This window comes from Cellulomonas sp. P5_C5 (assembly GCF_054049655.1).
Map to the genome: position 1 here is coordinate 58,237 of NZ_JBFULY010000010.1, position 14,852 is coordinate 73,088.

General features: G+C 72.7%; 14 protein-coding genes. 5 read left to right on the plus strand and 9 right to left on the minus strand.

Translation table 11 applies throughout. From position 1 onward, the window contains the following. Positions 1-39 precede the first annotated feature (39 nt). A complete protein-coding gene (disA, locus tag ACXJKF_RS11175; RefSeq protein WP_055916637.1) occupies positions 40-1,116 on the plus strand; it encodes a DNA integrity scanning diadenylate cyclase DisA in 1,077 nt (358 codons plus the stop codon). A gap of 37 nt (positions 1,117-1,153) precedes the next feature. Here the strand turns inward: disA and ACXJKF_RS11180 are convergent, their stop codons facing one another. Next, positions 1,154-1,735 (minus strand): hypothetical protein, encoded by a 582-nt coding sequence (locus ACXJKF_RS11180; protein WP_456787790.1) that lies wholly within the window; start codon positions 1,733-1,735, stop codon positions 1,154-1,156. Positions 1,736-1,967: 232 nt separating this feature from the next. Here ACXJKF_RS11180 and ACXJKF_RS11185 point away from each other — a divergent pair, with 232 nt between their 5' ends. Continuing rightward, positions 1,968-2,870: an A/G-specific adenine glycosylase gene (locus ACXJKF_RS11185; RefSeq protein WP_456787791.1), complete on the plus strand. Its 903-nt coding sequence runs from the start codon at positions 1,968-1,970 to the stop codon at positions 2,868-2,870. Here ACXJKF_RS11185 and ACXJKF_RS11190 read toward each other — a convergent pair. The 7 genes from ACXJKF_RS11190 to ACXJKF_RS11220 all read right to left on the minus strand — a co-directional run bounded on the left by ACXJKF_RS11190 (position 2,852) and on the right by ACXJKF_RS11220 (position 8,364). Next, a complete protein-coding gene (locus ACXJKF_RS11190) occupies positions 2,852-2,977 on the minus strand; it encodes a hypothetical protein (RefSeq protein ID WP_456787792.1) in 126 nt (41 codons plus the stop codon). The two genes, ACXJKF_RS11185 and ACXJKF_RS11190, sit on opposite strands and share 19 nt — an antisense overlap. Positions 2,978-3,164: 187 nt before the next feature. Further along, the gene (locus ACXJKF_RS11195) at positions 3,165-3,722 is read right to left on the minus strand and encodes a hypothetical protein (RefSeq protein WP_456787793.1); all 558 of its coding nucleotides are present in this window, start codon (positions 3,720-3,722) and stop codon (positions 3,165-3,167) included. 137 nt (positions 3,723-3,859) lie between these two features. Continuing rightward, positions 3,860-4,345, minus strand: a complete 486-nt coding sequence (locus ACXJKF_RS11200; protein ID WP_456787794.1) for a hypothetical protein — start codon at positions 4,343-4,345, stop codon at positions 3,860-3,862. Positions 4,346-4,686: 341 nt separating this feature from the next. Beyond that, on the minus strand, positions 4,687-5,190 hold the full coding sequence (locus tag ACXJKF_RS11205) for an amino-acid N-acetyltransferase (RefSeq protein WP_456787795.1): 504 nt from the start codon (positions 5,188-5,190) through the stop codon (positions 4,687-4,689). Between the two features lie 9 nt (positions 5,191-5,199). Further along, positions 5,200-5,859, minus strand: coding sequence for a GDSL-type esterase/lipase family protein (locus ACXJKF_RS11210; RefSeq protein ID WP_456787796.1), 660 nt, complete (start codon positions 5,857-5,859; stop codon positions 5,200-5,202). Positions 5,860-5,901: 42 nt separating this feature from the next. Beyond that, positions 5,902-7,425 (minus strand): sodium:solute symporter family protein, encoded by a 1,524-nt coding sequence (locus ACXJKF_RS11215; RefSeq protein ID WP_456787797.1) that lies wholly within the window; start codon positions 7,423-7,425, stop codon positions 5,902-5,904. Between the two features lie 297 nt (positions 7,426-7,722). Next, positions 7,723-8,364, minus strand: a complete 642-nt coding sequence (locus tag ACXJKF_RS11220; protein WP_456787798.1) for a TetR/AcrR family transcriptional regulator — start codon at positions 8,362-8,364, stop codon at positions 7,723-7,725. A 296-nt stretch (positions 8,365-8,660) separates the two neighbouring features. Here ACXJKF_RS11220 and ACXJKF_RS11225 point away from each other — a divergent pair, with 296 nt between their 5' ends. From ACXJKF_RS11225 to uca, 3 genes are read left to right on the plus strand one after another with little or no spacing between them, the layout of a single operon-like run. Beyond that, entirely contained in the window at positions 8,661-9,506 is an 846-nt protein-coding gene (locus ACXJKF_RS11225) for an urea amidolyase associated protein UAAP1 (RefSeq protein ID WP_456787799.1), read from the plus strand. Further along, the gene (locus ACXJKF_RS11230) at positions 9,503-10,132 is read left to right on the plus strand and encodes an urea amidolyase associated protein UAAP2 (RefSeq protein WP_456787800.1); all 630 of its coding nucleotides are present in this window, start codon (positions 9,503-9,505) and stop codon (positions 10,130-10,132) included. Before ACXJKF_RS11225 ends, ACXJKF_RS11230 begins: the two co-directional genes overlap by 4 nt. Further along, positions 10,129-13,713, plus strand: coding sequence for an urea carboxylase (gene uca, locus ACXJKF_RS11235; protein WP_456787801.1), 3,585 nt, complete (start codon positions 10,129-10,131; stop codon positions 13,711-13,713). The genes ACXJKF_RS11230 and uca overlap by 4 nt, the downstream gene beginning before the upstream one ends. A 4-nt stretch (positions 13,714-13,717) precedes the next feature. On the opposite strand, the gene ACXJKF_RS11240 is transcribed toward uca, so the two are convergent. Continuing rightward, entirely contained in the window at positions 13,718-14,713 is a 996-nt protein-coding gene (locus ACXJKF_RS11240; RefSeq protein WP_456787802.1) for a sugar-binding transcriptional regulator, read from the minus strand. Positions 14,714-14,852 lie beyond the last annotated feature (139 nt).

Here is a 14,852-nt window from a genome sequence, read left to right on the forward strand (position 1 = left end):
GCGGCCACCGACGTCGGTCCCCGTCGTTACCATGCAACGGTGCCCCACTCGCACGCTCCCGACGACCTCCTGAGGTCGACCCTCGCCGCCGTCGCCCCCGGCGGCGAGCTTCGTGACGGCTTGGAGCGGATCCTGCGGGGTCGCACGGGCGCCCTGATCGTCCTCGGCTTCGACCAGACGGTCGAGAGCATCTGCTCGGGCGGCTTCGTCCTGGATGTCGAGTTCTCCGCCACGCGCCTGCGGGAGCTGGCCAAGATGGACGGCGCCGTCGTGGTCGACGCGGGGATCTCCCGCATCCTGCGCGCGGCCGTGCAGCTCCTGCCCGACGTCACCATCGAGACGTCCGAGTCCGGCACCCGGCACCGCACCGCGGAGCGTGTCGCCAAGCAGACCGGTCTTCCGGTGGTCTCCGTCTCGGCGTCGATGCGGATCATCGCGCTGTACGTCGGCGGGCAGCGGCACGTCATCGAGGACTCGACCACCATCCTGTCCCGCGCCAACCAGGCCCTGGCCACCCTCGAGCGGTACAAGTCGCGGCTCGACGAGGTCAGCGGCACCCTGTCCGCGCTGGAGATCGAGGACCTGGTCACGGTCCGCGACGTGTCTGCCGTGGTGCAGCGCCTCGAGATGGTCCGCCGCATCTCCGAGGAGATCGAGGGCTACGTCGTCGAGCTCGGTACCGACGGCCGCCTGCTGACCCTGCAGCTCGACGAGCTGGTGGGCGGCATCGGCTCGGACCGCGCGCTCATCATCCGCGACTACGTGGACACCAGCCGCCGTGAGGTCGACTCCGTCCTCGACGAGCTGGCCGAGCTGGACTCGACCGAGCTGCTCGACAACGCGCGCATCGCCAGCGTCCTGGGCCTGCCGGGCGGGGGCGACGCGCTCGACGCGGCCGCCGGTCCTCGCGGCTACCGCCTGCTGTCCAAGGTCCCGCGGCTGCCGGGTGCGATCGTCGACCGTCTGGTCGCGCACTTCGGCGGGCTCCAGAAGCTCCTCGCGGCCGGGATCGAGGACCTCATGGCCGTCGACGGCGTCGGCGAGCAGCGCGCCCGGGCCGTGCGCGAGGGGCTGTCCCGGCTCGCGGAGTCCAGCATCCTCGAGCGGTACGTCTAGCCCAGCGAGCGAGACGACCAGCCCGGTCGCCCCTGCCTCAGCCCAGTCCGAAGACCGCCGCCGGTGCGGCCACCCCGGCGAGGGTGAGCTGCGCGGAGTAGGTGCCGGCGCCGGGGACGGGCAGGTCCGGGGGGCAGCCCTCCGCGGAGCGGATCCGGTTCCAGGCGAACGGTGTCGTGTCGGACCCACCGCCGGCGAGCAGCAGCGTGCGGGTCTCGGTGCCGGGCACGATGCAGTCGCGGTTGGACCACACCCGGTCGGTGCCGGACGTGATGACGATCTCGCGCTGCGCCTCGCCCGCGTCGACCAGGCACGCCTCCGCGCCGGTGTTGGTGATCGAGACGGTGAACGTCGCGCTGGCTCCCGGCGCGAACGAGGCGGCGTCCGCGGTCATCGCGATGGCGACCGCCGCGGGATCGCACGTCATGTCGCTCGGCTCCGGCTCGGTGGTCTCCTCGACCGGTGCGGACGACGTGTCGTCCTGAGCGGCCGGGCTCTCTCCGGCGTCGGGTCGCACGAACAGCCAGACGACGACCGCGATGATGATCAGCGGGATCCCGAGCACCACGAAGCGACGCACCCAGTAGACACGGGCGGGCAGACGTCGTGAGTCGCTCATGCATCCTCCAGTGCGGGCGCCGCGGGACCTCGCGGCGCGACCACCGTAGGTGCAAGGTTCGCCGACCCGCCCGGCCGACGCGCGGGCACGCTCAGAGAGCGAGACGGACGACGGCGCGGTCGTCCTTCGGCCGGGCGACGACCTCGGACCCGGCGGCGAGGAACAGGCTGACGGTGCCGCGGTCGAGGTCAGCTGACGAGAACCTGCTCACCAGGTGAGGCAGGATGCTGCGGTGCCGCCGACCCCCGCCGAGCTGCGCGAGCCGGTGCTCGCCTGGTTCGGGGTGCACGCTCGCGACCTGCCGTGGCGGGCGGCGGACCGGACCGCGTGGGGCGTGCTGGTCAGCGAGGTGATGCTCCAGCAGACGCCGGTGGTCCGGGTGGAGCCGGCGTGGCGGTCGTGGATGGCCCGCTGGCCGACGCCCGCCGACCTGGCGTCCGCCTCGACGGCGGACGTGCTGCGGGCGTGGGACCGGCTGGGCTACCCGCGGCGCGCACTGCGGCTGCAGGAGTGCGCGCGCACCGTCGTCGAGCGCCACGACGGGGTCGTCCCCTCGTCGGAACCCGAGCTGCTGGCCCTGCCCGGGGTCGGGTCGTACACGGCTGCCGCGGTGCTGGCGTTCGCGTACGGCCGCCGGTCGGTGGTGCTCGACACCAACGTCCGCCGCGTGCTGGCCCGCACGGTCGACGGGGTCGCGCTGCCCGCACCGAGCCAGACGGTCGGCGAGGTCCGTCGCGCCACCCGGTACGTCCCCGACGACGACGCGACCGCTGCCCGGTGGGCGGCGGCGTCGATGGAGCTCGGCGCGCTGGTGTGCACCGCTCGGTCCCCGCGCTGCGACGCCTGCCCCGTGCAGGCCGTGTGCGCCTGGTACGCGGCGGGCCGTCCCGCCGACGAGCACGCCGGCCGCCGGAAGGTCCAGGCGTTCACCGGCACCGACCGGCAGGTGCGCGGCCGCGTGATGGCCCTGCTGCGCGACGCGCTCGGTCCGGTGCCCGCAGCGGCCGTCGACGCAGTGTGGCCGGACGCCCGCCAGCTGGCGCGCTGCGTCGACGGCCTGGTCGCCGACGGTCTGGTCACCCGCGACCCGGCCGTGAGCGACGACGACCCACCGACCTACCGGCTGGCGTCCTGACCGCTCGCCCAACGCTCCTGGGTGATCTCGTACCGGAACCCGCCGAGCTCGGAGTCCTCGACGCCGAGCATGTCCTCCGGGGTCGGCAGGGTCTCCGTGACGGTCATCCCGACCTTCTCCATCACCTTCTGCGAGACGCAGGTTCCGGGCCGACGTCGCGCCCCAGACCACCCGCACGTCGAGCTCCGAGAACGCCTTGCCCAGCAGCGCCGTCGCCACCTCTCGTCAAGCTCGGTGTGCGGGCGTGAGTCCGACTGGACGCTCGAGATCGGTCGACCGTCTGAGGAAGCCGAGTCAGCAGGCCAGGTCTGCCGGTGTGGGGGCCGTCTCGGTCACAATCCACTCGTCGCCGTGCGCGGCAACTCGCAGGGCGAGCGGCTGCCAAAGAACTTGCTGGGGCGCTACCCGCCCTAGCTCAACGCCCCAACCGGATTGGTCGACGCACGCAGCGACGGTCGCGGTCTGACCGTCGAGGATGACCATGTGACCGGTGAAGGCGGCACCACCTTCGGGGATGAGGTAACCGGCGGCCTGCAGGTCGCGGGCCTGGGCCAAGGTGTCCTCGACGATCTGGCCCGTGGCGACGCCCTCGAACTGCGCCGGGTCGAGGTTGCCGCTCTGGGCTGCTGCCTGGGTGTCCACGAACCGCTGATAGGCCTCCACCGCCGCCGCCTGGGGGTCCTTCACGATTGTGACAATGCGCTCGCCGGGTGTCGTGGTCTGCGTCGCCATCGACGTCTCGGGGGACACGGCTGAGCCCGTCACACCACGCTGGGAGGCGCATCCTGCCGCGCCCGCGAGCACGGCACCGGCGATGGCGACGGTGAGCACGGCAGTCGAAGACGTACGCATGGACGCACCGTAACCCTCACCTCCGCAGCGCGACGCTCGGCGGCACGGTCGTGGTGCGTGCCCGGACAGCCCGCCGGCCCCTGCGGTGGTCGCCGAGGGCCCGGACAGGACGTGCAGTCGGGGCACGTTCCACCGTCTCATGCTCCTCGTGTCTCGGACTTCGCCCGCTCGCTCGTGGCCCGCAACGTGCGCGGCGGCTCATGCGGTGCTGGCCACGCCTGGACGAGAAACCGCTCCACCGGCTCGTCCACCGCCACATCCCACAACGTGTCGCGTCCGATCGCGTGAGCGCGCACCCGATAGGTACCGGGCCCTGCCGCGTCCAAGCGGTCGGGCTCCGGGTCGTCAGCCCAGCCGAGAACAACCAGCGGGAACGGACCGACGACCAGCGACACCTCTGCGACGTCCTCCCATTCGTCCGGAACCTGCGCGGGCGGTTCCAACAACGCCTGGCACTCGACCAGCACCGGTCCGCTCGCGATGCCTGACAGAACCGATGCGCGGGTGCGCAGCGGCTCGAAGATCAGACTCACCGCCGGCGTCTGCATGGGTTCTTCCTCAAACGTCCCGGCAGCGATACGGAAATGGTGGAAGTTCACCTCAACCCGAACTGGCAGAGCCATGCGCGACCGCCTTTCTGCTAGTCGTTGAAACCCACGAGGAACCCTTCGCCGTGGAGGACCCTGTTCTTGGTGTAGAAGTCGCCGAGGAGGGCGCCGGCCGAGGAGTTCTGCGCGGCAGGGATCATGCAGATGCTGAACCCTGACGCGCCGGTGACGAAGGGCTTGTACGGGAACGTGACCTGGTGAGCAGGTCGGCCTCGTCGGGGGTGAAGGGGCGCTGGGCGAGGCGGTCGGTCGCCAGGTAGGTGCTCACCCGGCAAGCGTGCCCGAGCGGACCTACCGATTTCCGGGTTGCGGTCCTGAGCGCTGAGCTTGGGGCATCGTGGCCGAAGGACGCAGGCTCAGCCCAGCTCGATGAGCATCCGCGTGTTGCCCAGGGTGTTCGGCTTCACGCGGGCGAGGTCCAGGAACTCGGCGACCCCGTCGTCGTGCGACCGCAGCAGCTCCAGGTACACGTCGGGCGTCACGGGAGTCCCCTCGATGACGTGGAACCCGTGCGACTCGAAGAACGCGACCTCGAACGTCAGGCAGAAGACCCGGCGCAGGCCCAGCTCTCCGGCGCGCTCCAGCAGGGCGTCGAGCAGCGCGTGGCCGATGCCGGTGCCCCGCCAGGTCCGGTCGACCGCGAGGGTGCGGATCTCGGCGAGGTCCTGCCACATGACGTGCAGCGCGCCGCACCCGGTGACGGTGCCGTCCTCGGCCTCGACGACCAGGAACTCCTGCACCGCCTCGTAGTACCCGACCCACTCCTTGGCCAGCAGGATGCGCTCGGCGGCGTACGGCTCGACGAGCGCGCGGATGGCGCGGACGTCGGCCGGCAGGGCGGGGCGGACACGGAAGGACATCGGGCCAACCTACTGGCGAGCCCGCTCCAGGCCGTGGAGAGGACCGGGTCCCGAGATGTCCCGACCATCGCCCGCGACCCACGCCTCCCAGTGCGGCCGCACCAGGTCCGCGAGCGCGGCGTACCCGCGCGCGCCCGGGTGAGCCCCGTCGCCGGCGCGGACCTCGGACATCCACACCTCGTCGGCCAGGAGGTCGCGCACCACAGGCACCACCGGCACCTGGAGGGTGCGCGCCGCGTCGGTCAGCAGGGCGTCGAGCTCGACGATGCGGTCGTTGGTCTGCGGGTCCGCGATCGGGGGCGGCCCGACGACGAGGGTGGCAAGTCCGAGCGACGACGCGCGCGTCACGATGGCCCGCAGGCTCGCCACCGAGTCGGCGACCGGGACACGACGGTGCCCGCCACCGTCGTCGGTCGAGTCGTTCACCCCGAAGGCGAGCACCAGGCCCACCCGGCCCGCGTCGGGGATCCGCGCGACCGTCTCCGCCTCCCAGCGGGCGAGCACGTCGACGGACGTGTTCCGACGGATGCCGAGCGGGTACACGGTCAGGTCCAGGTCCCGCGGTCGAGGTCCTGCGGCGAGGCGACCCGTCCAGCCGAGACCGGACGGGTCGCCCACACCGGCGACGAACGAGTCACCGAAGAACAGGACGGTCAGGCGCGTCGGCATCCGGACAGTCAACCGGACCGGTCACGCCGACGCGCCCGGTCGTCAGACGGCGGGCTCCGGCTCGGCGGCGACGGGAGCCGGGAGCGTCTCGTCGGGCATGCCGTCCGCGATGGACCAGGCCTCCTCGGACACGGTGCGCGGCCAGATCGCGGCGGCGACCAGGTAGGCGATCAAGGAGGCGCCGAACCCCCAGAACGTCGGCCAGCCGTCGAACGACGCGTCGATCAGGTCGTTCGGGATGTACCAGACGTCGTTGGGGACGCCGTAGACGGTGGGCGTCAGGACGAAGAGCACCAGGCGGACCGTGACGCCGACGACGAGTGCCGCGACGGCCGCGCGGGTGCCGCCACGCTTCCAGAACAGCCCCAGGATGAACGGCACCAGCAGGCCGGCGAGCATGAGGTCGAACGCGAGGGTCAGCAGGATGCCGGTCTGGGCGACCTTGAGGGCGATGCCGATGCCGAGCAGGACGATCGGGATCATGGCGACGCGGGTCCACAGCAGGAGCGGGTCGCGGACACCCTCCTCCTTGATCGAGACGACCCGGCGGACGCCGAAGATGTTGCGGACCGCCACCGCGGACGTCGCCAGGATCGCGCCGGACGCCGTCGAGAACGAGGCCGCGACGATGCCGGACAGGACGAGGACCGTCAGTCCGGACGGCGCGTAGTCGTCGAGGAGCTGGAAGAGGATCGGGCCGTTCTCGGTGGTCAGACCCAGCACCGACGACGCGCCGAGGGCCACCATCGCGAACGCGACGCCGATGATCGCCGTGCCCGCGGCGCCCGTGAAGCAGGACTTCTGCGCGGTCTCCGGGCTTCGCGCGGCGAAGATCCGCTGCATGAAGTCGATCGCCACGATGTCGCCGATGCCGAGCGCGATGAGGGTCGCCCAGTTGATCGGGGCCCCCGCACTGGTCTGGGTGAGCTGCTCGAAGTCGAACGGACCCATGCCGGGCGCGACCTCGAACCCGTACGTCGTGCCGAACCAGACCACCAGGCAGATCGTCGCGACGACGGTGATGACGATCTGGATCGCGGCCGTGTGGGCGTCGGAGAACATGCCGCCGCCGATCGTGTAGACGAGCACCAGGGCGATCGCGACGAGCACGCCGACGGTGTAGTCGATGCCGAGGAACCGCTCGAGCAGGTACCCGCAGGCCACCAGGTTGCCGGCCATGAGGATGGCGAACGCGAAGATCATGAAGACGGACGACGCCACCTCGACCCCGCGCCCGTACCGGAGCCGGTAGAAGTCGGCCAGCGTGAACAGCTTCATGCGGTTCATCGGCTTGGCCAGGAACAAGCCGGTGAGCAGCAGGCAGATGGCGAGCCCGAGCGCGAGGGACGCCCCGGCCCAGAACCCGAACGACGACGTGAGGTCGGTGTTGCCGACGGTGGCGTTGGAGTCGACGGCGGCCGCCATGAGGGAGGCCGCGACGAGCGGGACGCCGAGGCGGCGGCCGGCGACGAGGTAGTTGGCGCTGTCGCCGTCGACCTTGCGGGCGACGACGATGCCGACGAGGACGACGGCGAGGACGGAGAGTCCGACTCCGGCGATGATCATGGGGGCTCCGAGGGGACGGCAGACAGGTCTGGGGGGGTTCGACGACCGGCCGGCAGAGTTTCTGTCGTCCGACAGGTTCATTGACCACCCGGCCTGTGTCGGATCCGATGCGCGCACGAAACGCTTGTGTTAAATCGGCGACCGCAGCACCCGCGTACGCGCGCGCGTAGGAGGCCGTCCTCCGCCGAACCCGACATGAGGGTCGTCCTGGAGCGCCTCCCGGCACTCCTGTCGGGTTCGTCGGGGCGAGCGCGACGAACGGGCCGCGCGACGAGCGCCAGACGACGGGCGGGTGCGTCAGACCGTGAGCGCGACCGGGAGCGCTCGGGCGAGCGCGATCTCGGCAGGGGTGCAGCCGACGAGCCGGAGGACCCCGTCGGCCACGGCGTCCTGCACGGCGGCGACGTCGAGGTCCGGGGTGTCGCGGCGGCGCAGGATCACCGACTCGACAAGGCCGAGGACCAGTGCACCGCGGTCGTCGGCGCCGTCGTCGGCCGCCGTCGCGAGCTCGCTGTACCGGGCGCGCAGTCGCGACCGCAGCCCGTGGAACTCGGCGAACTGCTCCCCGGCCACCTCGGGCAGCATGTACAGCACGCCCAGGTTCACCGGCCCCGCGCAGAGCAGGCCGACGTCGGCGTGCACGAGGGTCCACAGGCGGGCAGCTGCGGGCTCGGTGCCGGCCGCGAGGGCGTCGGCGAGCTCGAGCGACGGCCGGACCGTGCCGAGCAGGAGCTCCAGCAGGATCGCGTCCTTGCCGGCGAAGTGGTGGTAGATCGACGCCTGGCGCACGCCCGCCGCGTCGGCGACGGCACGGGTGCTGGTCGACGTGAAGCCGACGGTGCAGAAGAGGGCGGCGGCCGCGTCGAGCACGTCGCGACGGGTGTCGCGCTCACCGTCGGGGTCACCGCTCGCGCGCGGTCGACCGGGTCTGCGTGCCATGGCGAGCCGACGCTACCACCGCCCCTGCATCCCTCCCCCGCCCGCACCGTCCGCCCCTCCGATCCCGCGCACGCACCCCGCCAGACACCGCGGACGTCCGCGCTCGTGCGGGTCCGAACCCACCGGAGCGCGGACGCAGGCGGCTCCTCACCGCGAGCGTCCGCACTCGTGCGGGGCGGAGCCCGCCTGAGTGCGGACGCAGCGGGCGGCGTAACAGGAGGTTTACCTGGCGGTGACCGGGGCGGAACGTCGGGGCGTGAGCCTGTTTCTGTCAGTCGACAGAAATCGAGGACGCGATGACCGCCACCACCACCGGGACCACCGCCGGCGCCCGTGAGCACGCCCGGGCGCAGGAGGCCGACGCCGTCGGCACGGTCGCCACGATGCCCACGCGACCCGCGCGGTCGCTCCCCACGCCGCCGAGCGAGGTCGACCCGGCCACGCTCGTGCACGCGGAGCTCGTCGCCGGCGGCGGCTACACGCACCTCGCCGTCGCGCGCGGCACCCACGTCCGGCTGACCGACGTCGAGGGCGACGCCTGCGCGCACGTCCTGGCCTACCGGCTGGACCGACCGTGGGAGCGGCTGAACGTCGCGGACACCGTCAAGGTCCAGTGGCAGGTGTACCTGACGGCGGGCCACCTGCTGCTCAGCGACCAGGGCCGCGTGCTCGCGAGCATCGTCGGCGACACGTCGGGCCGGCAGGACGCCCTGTACGGGACGACGACGCGGGCCCGCAACGACGAGCGGTACGGCGACGGCAGCGCGCAGGGCCCGACGCCCGCCGGGCGCGAGCTGTTCGCGCTGGCGGCGGCCAAGCACGACCTCGGCCGACGCGACCTGCCGCCGAGCATCTCGTTCTTCCAGGGCGTCCGGATCGACGACGACGGCCGCCCCGTGTTCGAGGGGTCCGCCGGCCCCGGCACCACACTCACGCTGCGCGCCGAGGTGCCGCTGCTGCTGCTCGTCGCCAACACCGCGCACCCGCTCGACCCGCGCGAGTTCGTGAGCACGCCGCTGGAGGTGCTGGCCTGGACGGGCGCACCGACGACGGACACCGACCCGCTGTGGGCCGCCACACCGGAGGGCCGCCGCGCCTTCGTCAACACCCAGGCCGACCTGACCGCACGGGGGATCGCATGACCGGCACGCTGCTCGACGACGTCGTCCCCGCCCGCGCGCCCTGGTCGGCCGTGGTGCACGCCGGCGACGTCCTGACCATCGTCGACCTCGGCGGCAACCAGGCCGTCGACTTCCTGGTCTTCGACGCCGTCGACACGACCCTGCGCTACAGCGCACCCGACACGATCCAGGGCCAGGACTCGGTCTTCCTGACCACCGGCTCGGTCCTCCGCGACTGCGAGTACGGCCCGCTGATGACGGTGGTCGCCGACGAGGTCGGTCGGCACGACACCCTGGGCGGCGCGTGCTCGAAGGAGTCGAACACCCTGCGCTACGGCAACCACACCTGGGCCCAGCACGCGTGCGCGGAGAACTTCCTCGCAGAGGGCGGCCGGTACGGCCTGGGCAAGCGCGACCTGGTCTCGAACATCAACTGGTACATGAACGTGCCGGTCGACCCGGACGGCGCGCTCGGCATCGTCGACGGCATCTCCGCGCCGGGCCTGTCGGTCTCCCTGCGGGCCGAGCGGGACGTGCTCGTCGTGGTCAGCAACTGCCCGCAGATCAACAACCCGTGCAACGGCTTCGACCCGACACCGGTGCGCATGGTCGTCACCTCGGGCAGCGACCAGGAGGCGGCACGATGAGCTTCGACACCCTCCTCGTCGCCAACCGCGGCGAGATCGCCGTGCGCATCCTGCGGACCGCGAAGACGCTGGGTCTGCGCACGGTCGCGGTCTACTCGGACGCGGACGCGGGCGCCGCCCACGTGCACCTCGCCGACACCGCGGTCCGCCTCGGCCCGGCCCCGGCGGCGCAGTCGTACCTGCGCAGCGACCTGATCCTCGACGCCGCGCTCGCCCAGGGCGCGGGCGCGATCCACCCGGGCTACGGGTTCCTCTCGGAGAACGCGGGCTTCGCGCGGGCGGCGGAGGCGGCGGGCATCGCGTTCGTCGGGCCGACGCCGGAGCAGCTGGAGCTGTTCGGGTCGAAGCACACGGCTCGCGACGCGGCCCGGGCGGTGGACATGCCGATGCTCGCGGGCACGGGTCTGCTGGAGACCCTCGACGAGGCGGTCGCGGCGGCGGAGTCGATCGGCTACCCGGTCATGCTCAAGGCGACGGCGGGCGGTGGCGGCATCGGCATGCGCGCGTGCGCGTCGGCCGACGATCTCAGGGAAGCCTGGGAGGCGGTGCGCCGGACCGCGGGCGCCGCGTTCGGCTCGGCGGGGGTCTACCTCGAGCGGCTCATCACGGCCGCGCGGCACGTCGAGGTGCAGGTGTTCGGCGACGGGCTGGGCCGCGTGGTCACCCTCGGCGACCGCGACTGCTCCCTGCAGCGCCGGCACCAGAAGGTGGTGGAGGAGGCTCCTGCGCCCAGGCTTCCCGACGAGGTCCGCGCGCTGATCGCGTCGTCCGCCCGCACGCTCGCGGCGTCGGTGGACTACCGGTCCGCGGGCACGGTCGAGTTCGTCTACGACGCCGAGCGCGAGGAGGCCGCGTTCCTCGAGGTCAACACGCGGCTGCAGGTCGAGCACCCGGTCACGGAGGCCGTGTTCGGTGTCGACCTGGTCGCGTGGATGATCCGGCTGGCGCAGGGCGACACGTCCGTCGTCGACACGGTGCTGGAACCGCGGGGAGCCGCCGTCGAGGCGCGCGTCTACGCAGAGAACCCGGACCGCGACCACCTGCCGAGCGCGGGCACGATCACCGCGTTCGAGGTCCCTTCCCAAGCACGCGTCGACACCTGGATCGAGCCCGGCAGCGAGGTGTCCACCCACTACGACCCCCTGCTGGCCAAGGTCATCACCGCCGGTGCCGACCGCGAGACCGCGTGGGCGGCGCTCGGTGAGGCGCTCGCCGCCACCCGCCTGACCGGAATCGCGACGAACGTCGGCCTGCTCCGCACGATCGTGCACGCCCCCGAGGTCGCGGCCGCGCTGCACCACACGGGCACGCTCGCGCACCTGCACGACGAGACGCCGCGCATCGAGGTGCTGCGTCCGGGCATGCTCACCACCGTGCAGGACTGGCCGGGCCGCACCGGCCTGTGGCACGTCGGCATCCCGCCGTCGGGGCCGATGGACGACCTCTCGTTCCGGCTGGGCAACACGGCGCTGGGCAACCCCGAGGGTGCGCCCGGCCTGGAGTGCACGATGGCCGGCCCGGAGCTCCGGTTCGTCACGGGCGCGACGGTCATGGTGACCGGCGCACCGGCGACGATCACGCTCGACGACGTGCCGGTCCCGCAGTGGGAGCCGGTCGAGATTGCGCCCGGTGGCGTGCTCGCGCTCGGCGCCCCGGCGGTCGGCATGCGCACGTACCTGCTGGTCAGGGGCGGTCTGGACGTGCCGCAGGTGCTCGGGTCGGCGGCGACGTTCGACCTGGGCCGCATCGGTGGCACCACCGGCGTGCCGCTGCGCTCGGGTGACCAGCTGGGGATCGCGGCCGGGGCCGGACGAGCAGCACAGGCCGTCGCGCCACAGGACCGCCCCCTGATCACGAGCGCCTGGCAGGTCGGCGCCCTCGAGGGCCCCCACGCCGCACCGGAGTTCTTCACGCCGGGCGACGTCGCCGAGTTCTACGCCACCACCTGGGCGGTCCACTTCAACAGCGCACGCACGGGCGTCCGGCTCGTCGGCCCCAAGCCCACCTGGGCGCGGCCCGACGGTGGCGAGGCGGGCCTGCACCCGTCGAACATCCACGACACCCCGTACGCGGTCGGCGCCGTGGACTACACGGGCGACCTGCCGATCCTGCTCGGCCCCGACGGCCCGTCGCTCGGCGGCTTCACGTGCCCCGCGACGGTCGCGCTCGGCCAGCTGTGGAAGCTGGGGCAGCTGCGCCCCGGTGACACCGTGCGGTTCGTGCCGGTCGACGAGGCCGAGGCGGACGCGCTCCGCAGGCGACCGCAGGCCACCCCGCGCGCGACGCGGCCGGCGCACGACGACGGCGGGATCCTCGCGCGCAAGGACAGCGACACCGACGTCACCTACCGCCGCAGCGGCGACGACAACCTCCTGGTCGAGTACGGGGCGATGACGCTCGACCTGGCGTCCCGGATGCGCGTGCACGCCCTCGCGCAGCAGGTCCAGGACCGCGTCGACCACGACGGGCTGCGCGGCATCGTCGACCTCACCCCGGGCATCCGCTCGCTCCAGCTGCACGTCGACCCCGACCGGCTGCCGCTGCGGAAGGCCCTCGACATGGTCCGCGAGATCGAGGACACGCTCCCCGCCACGACGGACCTCGTCGTGCCGAGCCGGACGGTGCACCTGCCGCTGAGCTGGGACGACCCGGCCACCCGGGAGGCCATCGAGCGGTACATGGCGGGGGTCCGCGACGACGCCCCGTGGTGCCCGTGGAACATCGAGTTCATCCGCCGGATCAACGGCCTGTCCTCCGTCGACGACGTCTACCGGACGGTGTTCGACGCGTCGTACCTGGTCATGGGCCTGGGCGACGTGTACCTGGGCGCCCCCGTCGCGACCCCGCTCGACCCGCGGCACCGCCTGGTCACCACGAAGTACAACCCGGCCCGCACGTGGACCCCGCAGAACGCGGTCGGCATCGGCGGCGCGTACCTGTGCATCTACGGCATGGAGGGTCCGGGCGGCTACCAGTTCGTCGGCCGCACCATCCAGGTCTGGGACACGCACGCGCGCCACCGGCCGTTCGAGCCGGGCACCCCGTGGCTGCTCCGGTTCTTCGACCGGATCTCCTGGTACCCCGTGGGCGCGGACGAGCTGCTCGACATGCGCGCCGACATGGCCGCCGGGCGGCTCGACGTCGCCATCGACCCGGGCACGTTCTCGATCGCGGAGCACCAGCGGTTCCTGGCCGAGAACGCCCCGGACATCGAGGCGTTCCGTGCCCAGCAGGCGTCGGCGTTCGGCGCGGAGCGCGACGCGTGGGCGGCGGCGGGCGAGTTCGACCGCGTGATCGAGCCCGACGCACCCGCCCCGGCGGCCGACACCGAGGTCCCCGACGGGTGCGAGGGCGTGGAGGCACCCTTCGTCGCGACGGTCTTCCGCGTCGACGTCCGGCCCGGAGACGTCGTGGAGCGGGGTCAGCAGCTGCTGGCGCTGGAGGCCATGAAGATGGAGGCCCCGGTCACGGCGACGGTCGCCGGCACGGTCGTCGACATCGTCGTGACCCCGGGCGACCAGGTGGGTCCCGGCCAGGTGCTGGTCATCGTCGAGCCCGCGGCGGTGTCGGCCGCGGCGTGAGCGCCTACCCCGGTGCCCGCGCGCGCACGCGCCGGGGGTGGGGTGGCTCGGCCGCGTCCAGCAGGCCGGTCGCGGTGATCTCGTCGACGACGAGGTCGGTCACCACCCCGGCACGCAGGGCGGCGAGCAGCGGCGCGACCTTGTTGTCGCCGGCCACCACGCAGACGCGCCGCGGGACCCGCTGCAGCTCGACGGGGGTCGGTCCCGTGGCGCGCTCGTTGAGGTGCACGTCCTGCCAGGACCCGTCGGCGCGCAGGAAGACGGTGCAGACGTCGCCGACGACGCCCTCGTCGTGCAGGTTCTTCACGTCGGCGTCGTCGAGGTAGCCGGCCGAGTAGACGTGCGACGGCACCGCCCCGGCCACCGCCCCGACGGAGAACACGGCGATGTCCGCGCGGCGCTGCATGTCGAGCACGCGCCGCACCGACCGCTCGCGCCACATGGCGGCCTTGGTGTCGGGGTAGTCGAAGAAGGCGGGCACCGAGAAGTGGTGCACGGCCGCGGCGAACGCCGTGCCGAACGTCGAGATCAGGTCGCTGGCGTACTCGATCCCGCTGGTGCGCATGTTCGCCGCACCGTTCAGCTGGACCACCGCGGAGCCGCGCGTCGGCTTCGGCGCCAGGTACCGCGACACCGACGCCAGCGTGGTCCCCCACGCGACGCCGAGCACCATGTCGGAGTCGAACCACGAGGACAGCAGGCGGGCCGCGGTGATCGACACCTGGTCGAGGCGCTCGATGTGGCTGGCCGAGTCGGGCACGGGCACGACGTAGGTGTCGATGCCGAACGCCGCCGCGATCGTCCGGCCGAGCCCGGGTGCACGCGTGCTCGCCGGGCGCAGCGTGATCTCGACCAGCCCCGACTGCCGGGCGCGCTTGATGAGCCGCGAGACGGTCGACCGCGACGTGCCCAGGTGCCGCGCGATGACCTCCATCTTGATGTCCTGGAGGTAGTACATCGAGGCCGCCCGCAGCACGTCCTGCTCCCGTTCGATGTACATCGCGACCCCCTCCCCGTCCGCGATCGACGTTGCACGTTTGTGCAGCCCGGTTGCGCGTTCGTTCGCCTGGTGACGACGATAGCGAGCAAGCCCGTACCGGGCGAGCCGGATCGAGCACCACCCAGCGCAACAACCAACC

Coding starts and splice junctions, on each gene's coding strand:
- ACXJKF_RS11180 (WP_456787790.1), bottom strand. CDS start 1,735: ATGAGCGACTCACGACGTCTGCCCGCCCGTGTCTACTGGGTGCGTCGC.
- ACXJKF_RS11190 (WP_456787792.1), bottom strand. CDS start 2,977: ATGACCGTCACGGAGACCCTGCCGACCCCGGAGGACATGCTCGGCGTC.
- ACXJKF_RS11195 (WP_456787793.1), bottom strand. CDS start 3,722: ATGCGTACGTCTTCGACTGCCGTGCTCACCGTCGCCATCGCCGGTGCC.
- ACXJKF_RS11200 (WP_456787794.1), bottom strand. CDS start 4,345: ATGGCTCTGCCAGTTCGGGTTGAGGTGAACTTCCACCATTTCCGTATC.
- ACXJKF_RS11205 (WP_456787795.1), bottom strand. CDS start 5,190: ATGTCCTTCCGTGTCCGCCCCGCCCTGCCGGCCGACGTCCGCGCCATC.
- ACXJKF_RS11210 (WP_456787796.1), bottom strand. CDS start 5,859: ATGCCGACGCGCCTGACCGTCCTGTTCTTCGGTGACTCGTTCGTCGCC.
- ACXJKF_RS11215 (WP_456787797.1), bottom strand. CDS start 7,425: ATGATCATCGCCGGAGTCGGACTCTCCGTCCTCGCCGTCGTCCTCGTC.
- ACXJKF_RS11220 (WP_456787798.1), bottom strand. CDS start 8,364: ATGGCACGCAGACCCGGTCGACCGCGCGCGAGCGGTGACCCCGACGGT.
- ACXJKF_RS11225 (WP_456787799.1), top strand. CDS start 8,661: ATGACCGCCACCACCACCGGGACCACCGCCGGCGCCCGTGAGCACGCC.
- ACXJKF_RS11230 (WP_456787800.1), top strand. CDS start 9,503: ATGACCGGCACGCTGCTCGACGACGTCGTCCCCGCCCGCGCGCCCTGG.
- uca (WP_456787801.1), top strand. CDS start 10,129: ATGAGCTTCGACACCCTCCTCGTCGCCAACCGCGGCGAGATCGCCGTG.
- ACXJKF_RS11240 (WP_456787802.1), bottom strand. CDS start 14,713: ATGTACATCGAACGGGAGCAGGACGTGCTGCGGGCGGCCTCGATGTAC.